Here is a 17684-nt window from a genome sequence, read left to right as displayed (position 1 = left end):
TGACACGAATATCTTTCACTAATTTCCACAAATAATTTAAACGCAAACATTTGCGTTTATCTGTGAAATCTGCGGGAGAGATTTTCAACCACAAATTTTCATAGATTTTTTGTCTTCCAGATTAAACACGAATGACACGAATCTTTCTTCACGAATTTCCACAAACAATTTAAACGCAAACATCTGCGTTTATCTGTGAAATCTGCGGGAGAGATTTTCAACCACAAATTTTCATAGATTTTTTGTCTTCCAGATTAAACACGAATGACACGAATCTTTTTTCACGAATTTCCACAAATAATTTAAACGCAAACATCTGCTTTATCTGTGGGAGATTTAATTATAAATAATTTGAATCGTCTTTTTGTCTCGCAGATTTTGCAGATAACGCAGATTCTTCAATACAATATATCATACTTTTATTCACTGCGTTTTACAGGTTCTAAGTTTTCGAATTCTTCAGGGGTGAAAAGTTTATATTCTACTTTAAAGGTTTTTCCTAAAGGCGTTTCTAATGAAAATCCACCCGGTCCGAAACCATCTACAACATCTAATGTAAAGTGAGAATATTTCCAGTACTCAAATAAATCGCGATCAATCCAGAATTCGTGACCGTTGATGGTTCCTATCATAGCATCATTCATTCTTGGAAAAAAACCTCCTTTTTCGAAGCATTGGGGTTGAGTTCCTTCACAACATCCTCCCGCTTGGTAGAACATGAGTTCGTCGTATTTCTTCTCTAGCTCCCAAATAACTTCAAGCGCTTTTTCTGTGACTGATACTCTGGATATTTTTGTTTCCATTTTTTTTGTTTTTATTGAATTAAAGTTAAAAAAGATAGAGTGTAAATGTTCGTTTAGTGGGCTTTCTTTTCTTGCAATAATAGAAACTGCTACTGCTTACTTTTAACACCCTCACACGTCTTCCCGACATGAAGTATATTAGCGTATTCTTTGATAAATTTATATCTTACCCCTTTCTCTTGTAGAATATGCCTGCCACCTTTTTTAAGATGTCGCGTTCAAGCTTTTGATTCTTCAAGTTCCTTGCGAAGTCTCAGTAACTCTTCTCTAATGGGATCAAAGGAAACTTGTTTTTTCTTTGTAAGTTTACCTTCTTTGTGTAGTTTTCTACAATTGACTAGACTTTCTTTGCAGATTCCCAATTATTGAGCTACCGAAGATACATTGCCTCGCTGCTCACTTAAAGATACTACTTTGGATCTTAAATTTTTTCTGATATTTTCATACTCTTAAAGATAAAGAATAATTAAACCGTTTTAAACGTTCATAGCTTACAACTATGATGAATTTATTTTAAATTCAGTAGTTTTTGCTCTTAAATTTACTTTTTAGATATATAAAAACTACTTGAAATGAAAAATAGCTTTAACAAGCTACTCCTCCTTTAAAATCAATAGTGATTGTAGACTTATCCTTTTTTCTAGTAACTTTTATTGTTCCAAAATGTTCAGTTGAATCTGATGCTTCAAAAGATTGTCCAAGATGTGTGGTTACTTCCACTTCATAATCCTTATTGCTCAATTTTGTTTTAAATAGATTTTCATTTATACTCTTCATATCTTTCTCATCATTGGAATGAAATACCTGTAAAGTCCTGTCAATTTTCATAATAGTAAGAGATTTACCTATTTCAGATGGAACTCCTGCTCCTTCCATAAAAATATTCTCATACTCATTAGCATCTTTTTTAGAATAAGAAACCATACATCCTACATCAAAATTATCCATAACAAGTGAATCTGGAAAGGAGTCAACTGTGAGATTAGTTCTTATGGATGTTTTTTCTATCAGTTTTATATTATGTTTTGTTCCTTCGTTATTACAAGAAGATATTATCATGAAGAAGATAATTGGAATTAGAAATTTTAATTTTATCATGTGGATTTTATTTAAACTAATACAAATATAGAGCTTAATAATAAGTGGTTATGATTCCGTATAATTGATAATGGAAACCTTTTTTTATATGCCTGGACAACATTAAAAGCCAAAAAGCAAACTTTTAAGATGAAATCATCTCGACTTTCTTTTTTCAAATTTTCTAACCGCAATAACGATAATATAAGTCTGAAAATATCGAATTATATTCACTCTAACTTTAGAGCCTGTTTAGATTTTACTCAATATTTTTTTATATCTAGTTATCAGTTGTTTATATTCATCAACAATATTCAATAGATGATATTTGAAATTATTTTTTGATTAAAAAGATTAACGCAAAGTTGATGAATAATTTTGCTTTATTCTAAGTGAGCAAAGTCATGCGACTTCGTCGCTGATGAAGCAGTATGCCTATCCATACGCTTCGACGAATCAACGAAGTTGATTCTATCCTTTGCTCCCTGAAAACATACATAATGAAGCTAAAGCTTTGCGTTAGAAAAATAGGTCATCAGTACATTGTCTTTTAAATCAAAAAAAATCCTTAAAGAATATGATTTAGATAAAGATTTGAATGTGATGCAAAAAATTAAATTTAGAAATTTAAACAGGCTCTAGAATAAAAAAATGATAAACAGTCTTACATTCATTATTGTAAAGCTATTTAATTATAAATTACTAATAATTCTAGCAGTAAACGACTTTGCAATATTACCTCTATTGGTTATTGTTATAACATTTCCACTTATTAAAATATCAAAATCAAACTGCGTTCCATTGCCACCATCAGCACAATTTAATACGCCTGGAAATTTAATCGATATATTATTTCCGTTAGCATCCAATTGAGTAAATTGCCCTGTAATATCTCTTGCCTGCCCTCCCAAATAGTTAATTGTATTACCGTTTTTCGAAAATGTTGTAATCATTGTTCTAGCACATGCATTACCTCCTGTAACATTGATTTGAGCAAAAGTGAAATTAGGGTCAGTAACTGTTATGGAGCCACTGTCATTTGGAGCAATACTAGTGGTAGAATAAACCGTTCTTCTTGGGATATCAGAAACTACTCTTAAATTGCCATTTGAATCGGCTGAGACAATATTATCCGAAGTAGTACCTATTGAAGAATTTATTGTACGAATACGAGTATTTCCATTTACATCCAATTTAGATGTTGGTACTGTTGTTCCTATTCCTATATTTCCTGTTTCTGAAATTCTTATTTGTTCATTTCCTGATGTGATTAATCTCAAATCAGTAAAACCATCGGTACCATTTCCTTGATAATAAGAATTAATTCTAGACCCTGCATTATAATTATATCCATTATTTGCTCTTGGAATAAATGTTACTGCACCAATCGGTTCATCTTTGATAAGATTTGAAGGAGTTGAATATGTTCCATTAGCACTTGAAAAGATAAGAGCAGGAAGTTTCGATGTACCAAATCCTCTAAAATTAAAATCATTAATTGTACCTTCACCTTGATTATCCGCTATTATTTCAAGTTTAGAGGAAGGATTAATTGTTCCTACACCGATATATCCATTTTTAAGCAAAACGAAATCATTTGATTGTTGAACAGCCGAAGGAACTCCTGTTGCAGGATTATCTTTAGCTCCATCTATATGGAAACTTCCTTGTGGATTAGCAGTATGAATGCCTACCTGTGAGAAGGCAAAACCTGAGAAAACTAAGGCAGATAAAATAATTGTATTTTTTTTCATTGTATTGATTTTTTAATTTATATTTTTTTCAATTCCTATGTGTGTATATGAAGTATTTTTTTTGTTGAATTCTATATGTATTTTATGCTCTAGATGTAAGGTGTTACATCTACCTTGAATAATACATTTGGGATTTGAGCCTGTATATGAAAAGTAGTTTTGTGTTTGGTATGTTAGTTTTGTTATTCAAATTTAATTAAAAAAGTAATCCAAAACACATGTAATTCAAGTAAATACAAACGAATTCCAAACTATTAATTAATAAAATACTCATCATAAGACAATTCACTACCTACTATCCAAATTTTATATTTTCCATTATTGAAGTACGCTACATATTAAAGCAAGTACAAAAATTGATAAGAAATGACTTATTTTCTTAAAATCAATTCATAAAATTTTAATTTGAGACTACTTTGTATCATTTAGAATTACAGGGATGCTTTGTAACATCCCTGCTTCTAAACACAAACGTTGAATGAAAAAAAACAGAAATACTTCTACTCTAGTTGTGATGAGACCATCACTTCCCGCTTCTGCTATACTATATATTTATAAATTTTTCAGATTATTATGTTGTGAGAAAATGCAGGGACAGCTTTATAACAATTAGAATAAATTACCCCACCTCTTATTTGTTAATTGTTGTTTGTTTTTAGAATTATTTTTTTCCTTAGTGTATTTAGAATCGTACCTTCACAATCAGCTAATCGATATACTCGAATGCTTGTTGTAATTTACTTTGCAAATGTATAACCATTGAATAACAAAACGAGTACTACTCCTTTACTACCCACCCACAACAAATTAAAAAACAACAACTTAACAAAAACAATGCAGTAGCATTTAAGTAGATAATATTTAATAAGTTTTGTGGAGTTATCTTTCTAAATCATCCTTTTTTCAACTTATTTATAAAAAACAATAATTATCATCGTCAAATATTTAATTTTGTTTTATATATTATTTGACTATCTGTTTATGAAGAAAGAAATACTTTTTCTGTTGTTATTTTCATTTATGGCTTCTAATGCTCAGAATTACACATTACCTATTCTTGATAGCATCAATAATGAATATGCTGATAAATCAGAGATAGAAAATGCCCTAAAATTTAATTTTAAGGCATTAGAGTCTTGCAAAAAAACAGGTAATTCCGAATGCATTGTAGCTACAAACATCAGAATTGGCTTTCATATGTCTACTTTGGGGAAGTTAACTGAAAGCCTTTTTTATCTTCGTGAGGCTCAAAAAGAAAGTAAGGAAATAAAAAATCCTATTCTTATTTCAAGATTATATAATGCTTTTGGAGTTACATATGCAGATTTAGGACTTTTTAAAGAGTCTAATAAAAATCTCAATGCGGCTCTTAAAGAAGCTGAAAAAATATCAAATCAACAACAGAAAATAAGCTTCACCACCTATAGTTATTCATGGAAGTGGTATAATTTTACGATGCTCAATGAAATAGATTCTATGCAGGTGGCAAGAAATAAATGCTTACAACTTCTCGAAGATCCGATAACGTATGCTCAGGCGGCAGATTGGTTTATAGAGAAAAAAAAGAATCTGGATTCTGCTGAATATTATCTACGTAAATCTATGGACCTAGCTAAAAAAAGTAAAATCGTCACTGAAATATCTACCCCATTATTGGTATATGGTAATCTATATGCTGCAAAGAATGATCATGGCAAAGCTTTGGAATATTATCTAAAATCTCTTAAAGGATATCAAAAAGCAAAAAATAGAGATGAAATAAGAAATCTTTATAAAAAAATTGCTGAAACATATGAATTCCTTAATAACCTCGAAAAGTCTAAAGAATTTTCAAATAGATTTATGAGTCTTAATGACAGCATAAAAACTGAGGAAAAAAAGACTTTAAGTGCTGTTATTGAAAATATGATCGAGGAAAGGGATGATGAAAGAGAAGCCGAAAAAAATAAATATTATTTTATCGTTGCTGCTATTCTAATTATAGCCTTGATTTGTATCTATTTTATCCGAAGAATTTCTTTCAATAAACAAGTGAAAAAGGATAGTATTATAGAAGAAAAATCACAGGAAACAAAAAAAATGAAATTACAGATCAACTCTTCATTCAAAGAAGTAATGCAACTTGCAAAATCCGGTGATCCTTTTTTTCTTATCCGTTTTACAGAAGTATATCCCGATTTTATTGAAAAAATCAAAATACAGAATCCCAATCTTTCAGGTCATGATTTGAAATTTTGTGCTTTTTTGAGACTCAATCTTAGCAGTAAGGAAATCAGTCAGTATGAAAATACAACCATACGTACCGTTGAAACAAAACGATATAGATTGAAAAAAAAATTAGGCCTTTCTGCTGAAACCAATCTTCATATGTGGATTTTGGAGTTATAATAAAGTAAAAGTAACATTATTTATTTTTGTATTATGATGTGGTCTGAATCAAGGTTACCATGCTCTTCCCATGAATAAATCAGCTTCTGGTCTACATTTGCTTTTGTGATATTCAACCCTGAAAATCCTTCTTTTTTTAAGATGCTCCACGGAAGTCAATTTTTTTTTTCGTGGTTCTTCCCTTATCACTCAACGGTCCGCCAGTTATCTTTCTGCTTATTTCTGAAAAAAATTAATCTTGCAATTTTTGCCCCTGATTAATCAAAGTTATTTAATCCGCTTATTGGTAATACTCTTTCTTATCAAAATTTAACCTTAATAGTGTTCAATTAAATTGCAGTACTCTAAATTTTCAGAAACCCAACTTATTATGAATCAGGCAAAACTCCTATTTTCACCATTCATCATTAGAAAATAATACTATGAAAGATCTTATTGAAAAAATTAATGCCGAGTTTGAAAATTTTAAATCAGACGCCGCATTACAATTGGAAAAAGGTAACAAAGCTGCAGGAACAAGAGTCCGTAAATCAGCACTTGAACTTAGTAAGCTGCTCAAAGAATTCAGAAAGGTTTCTGTTGAAGAAGCTAAAAAGTAACAAAAAAATAGAGGCTGCCCTTTTCGGACAGCCTCTTTAAAACTTCATCTATTTTACTTGTATTTCCTGAGAATGATTTTCAAATAAAAAATTTTCAAGATACCTCAAAATTTTCCGGACAGTCTCTTACTATAGTATATGACCGAAGGAATACTACATTTATTTATTGTTGTACTCTTATTCTTATTCCTGGATTTACCATTACTGCATTTTGACAATCTTTCATTACAACTGTAACAGCTGCTTTATTACTCTCGCAAGAGTTTACAGTCTGTGATACATAATAGGTTTGGCCATCTACAATAGGAGTTGTAATGGGTAATGCTGTTCCTGAAGATGCAGAAATATACCATTGTATAGCTGTTCCATTTACAGAGATATCAGCTAAAGTATTACTTGCTTTCTTACAAACATTTCCAGAGGCAGCTGGTATTTCCGTTTTAGAATAAATGTTGATCTCGTCTGATATGGTACAGGTAACAGACGTACCATCTGAATATGAAACTTCAACCTTATATGTACCAAATCCAAAAGTTCTGATATCTACCGCGCTGGCAGTACTTATGACTGCTGCCGGATCATAATTGGGATCATTTAGCTTATACCATTTGTAGGTTGTATATATGTTTCCATAGAAACCACTTGTCCCCAACATATAAGTGGAAGGAGTTGCATTATCAATGACATGGCAAGTCCAGTCTGCTCCAAAGCCTTCAAAAGCCCCCGGATTATAAGGTTCAAATGTTATATTGCTATTATTTCCGTTATCTGTGCTCTTATCTCCAAACTGCAATGGAAGTCCTGACGCATTAAGATCTTTAATATTGGCAAAATTAAAACTTGTATTACCAGCCGTTATGTTGACATTAGCACGTGTGCCTGCCATACTGCTTTCAATAAAAGTAATGCTACAAGGAGTACCGCTTAACACCCAATTGGTAATTTTCTGGGTTGTATTGCGCTCTAGAACATAGCTTTTTCCTGTACCGAAAAACAGTTCCTCAAAATTATTATATCCCGAAATTCTTCCGTTATTCTTGAATTCTACATTATGGAAGTTCAAAGGAGCTGCTGCTGTTCCTCCTACTGCAATTGCTCCCACAGTAGTTGTTCCCTCAAAACTTACATCATAAAAGGTCTGTCCCGCTCTCCCTATAAGGGTATTACTCGAAGTAAAAGTTGTGTTAGGATTAAAGTGAATGTGAGAAGTTCCTGCATTCAGGGTAATATTAGCCCCACTGATATTGAATATTCCATCACTATTTCTTACAAATACCTCAGAACTTCCAAGGTTGATTATACGGGCTTGGGTACTGGTAGTCGTAAAAAAATTACGTCCAATTGTTACCTGATGATTATTAGTAGTCCATGTACCCGCTGTATGCTCTAAAAATCCCACACTAAAATCATCAAGGAGATCTATAGAATTCTGCTCCTCAAAATAAGTAATACCCGATACAACCGTACCTACTCCATTGCTTTTTATCGTTTTAGCTTCCCCTGTATTGCGATAATAAATATTTGAAATCGTAATGGTAGGCATTCCGCTTTGCCATTCTGAAGAACCATAGATATTAAGGGTTTGGCTACCACTCTCGATAAAGGTCGGTGCTATAGCACTGCCCGAAAAAGTAATATTATGGACATATCCGGTAGCTGCCAGCGTAACTGTATTATTACCCACAGTAAAACCAGAATTTACATCAAAATACACATTATCGTTCGGACCAGGGACACAGTATCCTCCTGCTCCACCAGTAGTCTGCGACCAATGGGTCTGATCATTCCAATTTCCATTGCCTCCTACCCAATATAAGCTCTGACCCGAAGAAGGAGGGAAAACCCACCCTGTATTATTTCCGTTATTCACCGAATTATTAGCCATAAAAGATGCTCCTCCTATTCCTGAAATATCCTGCATTACAACACCACTGACATTAATAACTGCCGTAGAAGGTGCTGAAAATCTCGCTGCCGTACCAGAAGTGGATGACGATAGTGAGGCCCAACCTAAGCAGCTTGGGGTACTGAAAGAGAATAGATTGTTGATCTGTTGTGTACTGTTACTTGCTATTTCATAATTTTTAACAGGGGCTAAAAGCAACTGATTAAAATTATTATATCCCGAAATTCTTCCGTTATTCTTGAATTCTACATTATGGAAGTTCAAAGGAGCTGCTGCTGTTCCTCCTACTGCAATTGCTCCCACAGTAGTTGTTCCCTCAAAACTTACATCATAAAAGGTCTGTCCCGCTCTCCCTATAAGGGTATTACTCGAAGTAAAAGTTGTGTTAGGATTAAAGTGAATGTGAGAAGTTCCTGCATTCAGGGTAATATTAGCCCCACTGATATTGAATATTCCATCACTATTTCTTACAAATACCTCAGAACTCCCAAGGTTGATTGTACGGGCTTGGGTACTGGTAGTCGTAGAAAAATCACGCCCAATTATTACCTGATGATTATTGGTACTCCATGTACCTGCATTATGATCTAAAAAACCCACACTAAAATCATCAAGGAGATCTATAGAATTCTGCTCCTCAAAATAAGTACTCCCCGATACAACCGTACCTACTCCATTGCTTTTTATCGTTTTAGCTTCCCCTGTATTACGGTAATAAATATTTGAAATCGTAATGGTAGGCATTCCGATTTGCCATTCTGAGGAACCATAAATATTAAGGGTTTGGGTACCACTCTGGGTAAAGGTCGGTGCTATAGCACTGCCCGAAAAAGTAATATTATGACTGTTTCCGGTAACATTCAAAGTCACTGTACTGTTACCTACTGTAAATCCTGAATTTACATCAAAATACACATTATCTACAGGACCAGGGATAACACTCGGGATAAGTGTTCCCCCTGAAGTTGTACGCCAATGATTGATATCACTCCAGTTTCCATTGCCTCCTACCCAATAATAGTCTGCGGCAAAAACTTTTGTGGATAATATGAAGATCCACAAAAAAGCTAAAAAGTATTTATATTTCGCCATATCTATTTCACTTTCAATACAACATTCATATACGTTTTCTCTGAAATTACATATCCTGTTTGGAGTTTATATTTCAATATTCCATCTGTACCCAAAGAGATAATATTAAAAACACTGGCATCAGAATACGTAACAAAATAATCCATATCTCCACTGGATAACACAGGAAGTGTTGAGGCAGCATTACTACTGATCACCGGAGCTGTAAACTGTGAGGAATACAATTGATAAAGATTAAGTGTAAATTCTCCTGTAGAAGGATTATATGCAGGATCTGCAATGTTTGTAGGCAATACTATTGAAGGCATGTAAAAAAATTTAGGTACTACGGCGTTAATACTAACCCCTGTTCCATTTTCAGATACATAAGTAAAGGTACCATTATTGTTATTGGTTAAGGTAGTCAAAGTTTCAGTCTTTACCCATATAGTGCCATTGTAATAATAATATCCTACAGCATCAATATTAGCAGCAATTCCTGCAGCAGCACCAGTACTTATATCATTAACATAAATCATAGTTGATAAAGGGACTGAAATCATGCTTTGAGCACGAAGTCTGTCTAATCTGGGTACTAAAAGGCCATCAACATTTGTTGAGGCTCCTGTAGAATTTTTAGCTGTAATATCTAAGGTTGATTTTGGTGAGGCTGTATTAATACCTACCTGAGAATAGACTATACTTGAAAAAGTTATAGCTAATAATATCATAAATATTTTTTTCATTATTTTAATTTTAGATTATTTTATAATTTCCAATAATGTTCTCAAATACAGGTTTGATAGCAAGGGCTTTTACTTATGGGAATAATTAAAATATCTCTTACATTCTAACCAAAAAAAAACATTAAGTAATGAATAATAATTTGTTATTTATTATTACCTAATTAAAGGTTTTAATTGAATTTTAATTTATTTTGCGTTTAGAATCCTGATCTTATACTCAAATGACTAGTCTAAAAATTTACCCGGATATGTTGGCATTTTTGTATTTGCAAATTTACTATTATGCATCTATGGAAACTCTACTACAATTATGCACTGTTCTATAATTCAATGATTACTATTTATTTACAAATATTTTGAAGTTGCTTTGCAGTAGATAAGAAAAAAGGAATAAAATTTATTTTAGATTTTTCAATCTTATAAAATCAATTTTACACCAAATATAACTATTCTCAATAAAATATCAACAAATAGTGAAATATGTGTAAAAAAAATTAATCTTATGATATATTTGTAGACTTATTGTTTTGTTGAGTTTTCAGGGTAAAAAAGAACCAGGTCATAATATTTTTCAAAAATGTTATTCCATCTTTAATATTAGTGTGTTTATGATCAGTACCTATTGTAGTATAATTGGATATATCTTAATTTGTTTTTAAATTGTTAATCATAACTTCCAAATTACCATCAACAAATTCATCATCTTTATAAACTTTTTAACGATATTAGTAGTTTATTGATAGGGTGTTAATCACAAAATGTCTATTTTCTACGTTGTTTACATACTGTTATTAAAAGGGCAACGAAAGGCCCTAATAAGGTTAGTAATAATAGTTGTTTCATCATAATTGTAAGTGATTTGTAGTTGTTTCATATGGTTAATTATATTTTTTACTAATATTTCAGATTGGACGGATTTTATTCAACGTCCATGTATGTCCATGATCCATCATCAAAAAACTTGTGTGTTTAAAGAATCATGATATGTGATATTCTTTTGGAAGATTTGTTTAAACTCTTTAAGTTCAAATTAATAATTGATTTCATGGTAGTTTATTTAATAAATCAAATCAAATTTAATAAAAAATCAGTACAAAAATTAAATATTTAATAAAATAATTACAAATGAAACAATTAATCTACAAAACCAAATAAATCAACTGAATCCCATTATTTATCTAATAAAAATTGGATGTGCAAATAAAATTTGCATTCTTTAGTTAAGCTACATTTTTGTAATTCAAGGGACTATGCCTTCTTTTTTTGTTGAACTATATTTCGATGTATTCAAAGACTTCCAGTTCCATTTGTTTTTTTCGATGAGTTTATTGCCATAAATTAATTCAGTTTTTAATGACTTGAAAAACTCTCTGCCACTACATTATCCCAACAATAACCCTTCCTACTCACACTTCTCATTACTCCATAAAGATTCAATAGTATTGGCATACTGTACGCATGTGTCTGAATGAAAAATCAAACATTATTGGAAATTTTCAGATATGATTAAATCTGTTTTCAGAAAAAATAATTAATTAAAAAAAATTCACCTCTATGGTTGAAGCCATACTTACATAATTATACTCGCGTAAACTAAAGCTAAGGTATTATTTCTTACAAAAGATTTACCTCTAGGAATAAAAAATCAATGACTGTTTGCTGTTGGTAATTTGTTTTATAAACCTTAATATCCATTTACGAGAAGTTATTGAAACCTGGCATCAAGAATTTTTCCAGAAGATTTTGAACCTAATTACTTTGAAAATTATAATGTAAAAGATATTTCCCTTGAAATTAGAAGAGATATTGAAGAATATGAATCAAAAACTTTCGATAAAGTCAGAACAGACTCTCTAATTTATAAAATGTAATTAAACAATCTGATTGTATTTTTGTCAAAAGAAGTTATATTAAGAACTTGTTTAAACTTTCTATTTTAAACACAAATCGAAGATTCGACGGAGTCAAAAGAGACAAAAGATTAATATATTATTTATTTAAGTTCATCATAAAATACAAATAAGAACCCAAAAGTTAAAAAAAGCTTTGATTTTTATTCTTTTGAAAGCTTTGTTTTCAAAAGAGCTAAACTTTAAATGATTCAATAATAGCTTTTGTATCTTTTGCGGTTTAATTTTTTTATTAGTTTAAACGGACTTCAAAATAAAAAAAAATGAACATTAAAAATGAACATTCTTTTATTTTTTTAGTAAGAATAAATTTGTTAAAGATGGTATTAGTAAACATTGTTATTATAAAATTTAAACAAAAATGAACTAAATACACTGAATATTTGTCAAAGAAAAGTCCGGAGAAAAACTCTACCGGACTTCATTAAACTCATTATAATTTAACTTGCACTTCCGGCAATATCGAGAACGATTCTGCCATCGATTTGTCCCGCTTTCATTTTATCAAAAACTTCATTGATATCTTCCAGTTTTGCAGAAGTTACCGTTGCTTTTACCAATCCTTCATTGGCAAAATCCAATGCTTCCTGAAGATCTTTTCTTGTCCCAACGATCGAACCTCTTACCGTAATTCTTTTCAACACCGTTTCAAAAATCGGAAGTTCAAAAGATCCTGGCGGAAGTCCATTAAGGGCAATTGTTCCTTTTCTTCTCAACACATCAATTCCCTGTTTGAATGCGATAGGGGAAACCGCTGTGATCAATGCGCCGTGCATTCCGCCGACTTCCTTATGTAGATATTCTCCAGGATCTGTGTTTTTTGCATTGACCACTAAATCGGCTCCTAATTTTTTAGCTAATGCTAATTTATCATCTGAAACATCAATCGCCGCAACGTGCATCCCCATTGCTTTTGCATATTGTACGGCAACGTGCCCTAATCCACCAATTCCTGAAATAGCCACCCACTCTCCCGGTTTTGTTTCTGTTTCTTTTAGTCCTTTATAAACCGTTACTCCCGCACAAAGAATTGGGGCAATTTCTAAAAAGTTGACATCCGATTTTAAATGTCCTACATATCTTGAATCTGCAATGACATATTCTGCAAAACCACCATCAACGCTATAACCTCCATTTTGCTGAGCATGACACAATGTTTCCCAACCTGTGATACAGTAGTCGCAACACCCACAAGCAGAATATAACCATGGAACTCCCACTGCATCTCCTTCTTTTACCATTGCTTCCGGTCCGCATGCCACTACAATTCCGACTCCTTCGTGACCTGGAATTAATGGCATTTTGGGTTTTACCGGCCAGTCGCCATCTACCGCATGTAAATCTGTATGGCAAACTCCACACGCAATTACTTTTACGAGTACTTCATATCTTCCCGGTACTTTTACAGGAACTTCTTGGATTTGTAGCGGCTGTCCGTAGCCTTGAACAACTGCAGCTTTCATTGTTTTTGGAATCATAGTATTTTGATTTTTTTGAGTTAGTTTTTTGTTTGCTTTTTCTTGAAAGCCTTGTCAAGGTTTTGAACCTTGACAAGGCTCATAACATCTCCTGCTCACCCGAAAAATGTCGGATAAGGGGGGAAAAGTAGTTTTTTCGCGTGAGGGATAGGAAAGGCGGCGAGGAACGAGCCGGTGCGAAGTGAAACGGAGTACCGAAACGAAGTGGAGCCTTGGATAGCCCGACCGTTTTGCCTCAGTGTAAGCTGAGGCAAAACGGGCACGCCCTATTATTTAAAATTAAAAGAAACCTAGTTTGTTTTTGTTGTAAGAAATCAACATATTTTTAGTCTGGCGGTAATGATCTAACATCATTTTGTGGTTTTCTCTACCAATTCCCGACTGTTTATATCCTCCGAAAGGAGCACCAGCAGGATAAGAATGGTATTGATTTACCCAAACTCTGCCCGCCTGGATCTGGCGAGGAACGTTGTATAACTGATGTGCATCTCTTGTCCAGACTCCGGCTCCAAGACCATAGATGGTATCGTTGGCAATTTTGATTCCCTCTTCTTCATCTTTAAATGTTGTGAACGCCAACACAGGTCCGAAAATCTCTTCCTGAAAGATTCTCATTCTGTTATTCCCTTTGAAGATCGTTGGCTGAATATAGTATCCCTCTTCCAAACCTTCACCCACATTGTTTACATCACCTCCCACAAGCACTTCTGCGCCTTCTTCTTTTCCTAATTTGATGTAAGAAAGGATTTTATCTTTTTGAATCTGAGAAGCCTGAGCGCCCATCATCACTGTTTTGTCTAAAGGATTTCCTACTTTAATGGCTTTTACCCTTTCAATCACTTTAGCAATAAACGCATCTGCAATATCTTCCTGAACCAATAATCTTGACGGACACGTACAAATCTCACCTTGATTTAGCGCAAAAAGAACAGCGCCTTCAATAGCTTTATCTAAAAATGCATCATCTGCATCCATCACTGAACTGAAGAAAACGTTTGGAGATTTCCCACCCAATTCCAACGTCACCGGAATGATATTTTCTGTGGCATACTGCATCACCAAACGGCCTGTCGCTGTAGAACCCGTAAATGCTGCTTTATTCACTTTTGGATTTGTAACCAACGCTCTTCCCAGCTCTGCACCGAAACCATTAACAATATTGATAACGCCTGCAGGCAATAAATCTCCTATCACTTCCATTAAAACAATAATAGAAATCGGGGTGCTTTCTGCAGGTTTCATCACGACGCAATTCCCTGCTGCTAATGCCGGAGCTAATTTCCAAACTGCCATTAATAAAGGAAAATTCCAAGGAATGATTTGAGCAATGACTCCCAACGGCTCGTGAACGATCAAAGAAACGGTATCTTTATCTAACTCGTTATGTGATCCTTCATCGGCACGGATCACAGAGGCAAAATACCTGAAATGATCTACCACCAAAGGTAAATCTGCCGCCAATGTTTCTCTTACCGCTTTACCGTTATCTATTGTTTCAACGGTCGCCAGATATTCTAAATTTTGCTCTATTCTGTCTGCAATTTTATTTAAAATAATACTTCTTTCTGTAGAGGATGTGTTTTTCCACGTTTGAAAAGCTTTGTCGGCCGCATTTACAGCCAATTCTAAATCTTCTTTAGAGGAGTGCGCTGCTTGTGTGAAATTTTTTCCGTCAATTGGAGAAACTACATTAAAATATTCTCCGTTCACTGGAGCGGTAAATTTCCCGTCAATATAGTTATCATATTTGCTTTTGAAGTCAGGCCAGTCTAAAATAGTACCTGATTTTTTTTCTGTAATAGTGCTCATATTAGTATAATTTTAATTTTCTGTACAACCAAATTACACTTACCTCTGAGAACCCTATAGCACAATCGTATAAAAAAGCATCACAATAGTGCAGAGGCTTAATTTTATAGTTTTATTAACAACTGTATCGCATTTTAATTTCTATATTTGAAAGAAGAGGCAACAAAAAATGTTTAGAAATGAATAATAATAAATTTTTATTAAATACTCCTGAATTAAAAAAGGAAAATCAGCTTTTAAACCTCATTGAAAATCAAACGAAATTCAATCTAAACAACTGTGAATTTAGTATCTATGAAACTCACAAAACCGCTTTTGACTTTAAACTTCATTTTGAAAATATTGCTTTCACAGCCATGCTCCGCGGCAAAAAGCACATGAAGCTGGATAATAAAACCAGTTATTTCGACTATTTTCCGGGAGAAAGTATCTTGGTTGCCCCAGGAGAAACCATGGTCATTGATTTTCCTGAAGCCAATGAAACACCCTCACAATGCATTGCTTTAAGCCTTAACCCTGATTTTATTGAAAACTCTTTAAACCATTTAAATTATCATTTTCCGAAAGTAGATGAAAGTTCTCAATGGAATATTCAACTCGATGAATATTTTCTTTTTAACAATAAATCGCTTGCTTCTGCGACCAACAATATCATGAGAATTGCCATGGATGACAATTCTGAAAAGGATATTATGGCAGATTTTGCGTTGAAAGAACTCCTGATAAGACTGATGCAAACCCAGGCAAGAAGTATGGTTGAGAAAAACATTGCTAAAAATAAATCCAGAATTGGTTTTGCCGTTGACTATATTAAAAATAATCTTCATCAGAAATTATCGATCGACAGTATTGCCAAGTTGGCCTACGTAAGCAAATCTAATTTCTTTAAAATGTTTAAAGATGAGCTCGGAACTTCTCCCAATGAATTTATTTTACAGGAAAGAATAAACAGAGCTAAAGAACTATTGGTGAGCCAGAACAGTATTAAAGAAACAGCCTACCAGACGGGATTCTCAGACACCAATTATTTCACCAGAGTTTTTAAACAATTGGTAGGAATTACTCCTAAGAGTTTTCAAAATAATACTACATTTAATGAGTAGGTTGTTATCATTATTATTCAAATCATTTTTTCAACATCAAAATTTGCATCTTTTTTGCAGCACCTCATCTAGGATAGCCTAAGTTATCTGCTTATTACGATGAAAGTATTTATGATCATTACTGCTTTATTATTTTCTGCCAGCGCATCAATCAGTGCACAAGGTAAGGGCCCAAAATTCAGCATCCAGAGTAGCTTAGAGCAAATTGATTTATGGCCGTCTCATATGCCCAATGCAGGAGGTAACCGGGGTTCAGAGCTCATTAGCGATAAAGGGTCTGTAACGAATGTTTCTACCCCAAGGCTGATTGTCCATCAACCTCAACATCCTAATGGAACCGCAATTTTAGTAATCAGTGGTGGTGGATATGCTCATATTGAACTAGGAAAAGAAAGTACTCCCACGGCTAATTGGTTACCATCTGAAGGAGTAACCGCCTTTGAACTCATCTATAGATTACCGCAAGAAAACTGGAGCAGCACCCAAGTCCCCTTTGAAGATGCTCAACGCGCTATGCGAATCATTCGTAATCTCGCTAAACATTACGGTATAGATCAACATAAAATTGGAATTTTAGGGTTTTCAGCAGGAGGCCATTTAGCCGGAATCACCTCTACTCTTTTTGACAAAAATTTTTATAAACCCGTTGATGCTATTGATTCCTTATCTTCAAAGCCCGATTTTACAGGACTTATTTACCCCGTAATTTCAATGCTTCCACCCAATAATAAAACTCATTCCTTAAAGAGTATTTTCGGAAATCAACCAACAACCGAAGAGGAAATTGCTTTTTCTGTAGAAAAACAAGTGAATACCCATACTCCACCTACATTTTTAGCACAGGCTATAGACGATCCTATTTCTCCTATAGACAATAGTTATTTGATGGATAAAGCTTTAAAAAATGCAAACATCCCTGTTGAAATGCATATTTTCCAAACAGGAGGGCATGGCTGGGGCTTAGGTAAAAAAGGCAGTGAAGTGTCTGCCTGGCCCGGACTTTTTAAAGAATGGATGAAACGCAGTAGCTTTTAGACCTA

At 33.4% G+C, this 17684-nt stretch carries 12 protein-coding genes; 5 read left to right on the top strand and 7 right to left on the bottom strand.

What is annotated here, in order from left to right:
- Window positions 1–419: 419 nt before the first annotated feature.
- The 3 genes from BUB80_RS16045 to BUB80_RS16035 all read right to left on the bottom strand — a co-directional run bounded on the left by BUB80_RS16045 (window position 420) and on the right by BUB80_RS16035 (window position 3634).
- Window positions 420–803 carry a DUF779 domain-containing protein gene (locus BUB80_RS16045; protein WP_073294820.1) on the bottom strand — a complete coding sequence of 128 codons (384 nt, stop codon included), beginning with the start codon at window positions 801–803 and terminating at the stop codon, window positions 420–422.
- Between the two features lie 585 nt (window positions 804–1388).
- Window positions 1389–1862, bottom strand: a complete 474-nt coding sequence (locus BUB80_RS16040; RefSeq protein ID WP_139262735.1) for a hypothetical protein — start codon at window positions 1860–1862, stop codon at window positions 1389–1391.
- A gap of 710 nt (window positions 1863–2572) precedes the next feature.
- Window positions 2573–3634: a hypothetical protein gene (locus tag BUB80_RS16035; protein WP_073294815.1), complete on the bottom strand. Its 1062-nt coding sequence runs from the start codon at window positions 3632–3634 to the stop codon at window positions 2573–2575.
- Window positions 3635–4112: 478 nt separating this feature from the next.
- Between BUB80_RS16035 and BUB80_RS24005 the strand changes: the two genes are divergently transcribed.
- The 3 genes from BUB80_RS24005 (at window position 4113) to BUB80_RS16025 (ending at window position 6621) form a co-directional block, all read left to right on the top strand.
- Window positions 4113–4247 (top strand): hypothetical protein, encoded by a 135-nt coding sequence (locus BUB80_RS24005; RefSeq protein WP_262484441.1) that lies wholly within the window; start codon window positions 4113–4115, stop codon window positions 4245–4247.
- A gap of 368 nt (window positions 4248–4615) precedes the next feature.
- The gene (locus BUB80_RS16030) at window positions 4616–6022 is read left to right on the top strand and encodes a hypothetical protein (RefSeq protein ID WP_073294812.1); all 1407 of its coding nucleotides are present in this window, start codon (window positions 4616–4618) and stop codon (window positions 6020–6022) included.
- Window positions 6023–6444: 422 nt separating this feature from the next.
- The gene (locus BUB80_RS16025) at window positions 6445–6621 is read left to right on the top strand and encodes a histone H1 (RefSeq protein WP_073294809.1); all 177 of its coding nucleotides are present in this window, start codon (window positions 6445–6447) and stop codon (window positions 6619–6621) included.
- Between the two features lie 163 nt (window positions 6622–6784).
- On the opposite strand, the gene BUB80_RS16020 is transcribed toward BUB80_RS16025, so the two are convergent.
- The 4 genes from BUB80_RS16020 to BUB80_RS16005 form a co-directional block, all read right to left on the bottom strand.
- A complete protein-coding gene (locus BUB80_RS16020; RefSeq protein WP_073294807.1) occupies window positions 6785–9619 on the bottom strand; it encodes an Ig-like domain-containing protein in 2835 nt (944 codons plus the stop codon).
- A gap of 2 nt (window positions 9620–9621) precedes the next feature.
- Window positions 9622–10344, bottom strand: a complete 723-nt coding sequence (locus BUB80_RS16015) for a hypothetical protein (protein WP_073294804.1) — start codon at window positions 10342–10344, stop codon at window positions 9622–9624.
- Window positions 10345–12694: 2350 nt separating this feature from the next.
- Window positions 12695–13732, bottom strand: coding sequence for an alcohol dehydrogenase AdhP (gene adhP, locus BUB80_RS16010; protein WP_073294802.1), 1038 nt, complete (start codon window positions 13730–13732; stop codon window positions 12695–12697).
- A gap of 279 nt (window positions 13733–14011) precedes the next feature.
- Window positions 14012–15541, bottom strand: a complete 1530-nt coding sequence (locus BUB80_RS16005; protein ID WP_073294800.1) for an aldehyde dehydrogenase family protein — start codon at window positions 15539–15541, stop codon at window positions 14012–14014.
- Window positions 15542–15720: 179 nt separating this feature from the next.
- Here BUB80_RS16005 and BUB80_RS16000 point away from each other — a divergent pair, with 179 nt between their 5' ends.
- Window positions 15721–16644 carry a helix-turn-helix domain-containing protein gene (locus BUB80_RS16000; protein ID WP_073294797.1) on the top strand — a complete coding sequence of 308 codons (924 nt, stop codon included), beginning with the start codon at window positions 15721–15723 and terminating at the stop codon, window positions 16642–16644.
- A gap of 99 nt (window positions 16645–16743) precedes the next feature.
- On the top strand, window positions 16744–17679 hold the full coding sequence (locus BUB80_RS15995) for an alpha/beta hydrolase (RefSeq protein WP_073294795.1): 936 nt from the start codon (window positions 16744–16746) through the stop codon (window positions 17677–17679).
- Window positions 17680–17684: the final 5 nt, after the last annotated feature.

Source organism: Chryseobacterium polytrichastri (assembly GCF_900142445.1).
GTDB lineage: Bacteria > Bacteroidota > Bacteroidia > Flavobacteriales > Weeksellaceae > Chryseobacterium > Chryseobacterium polytrichastri.
The sequence above is the reverse complement of the archived record's forward strand: the minus strand, read 5'-3'. Positions and strand labels throughout refer to the sequence as shown.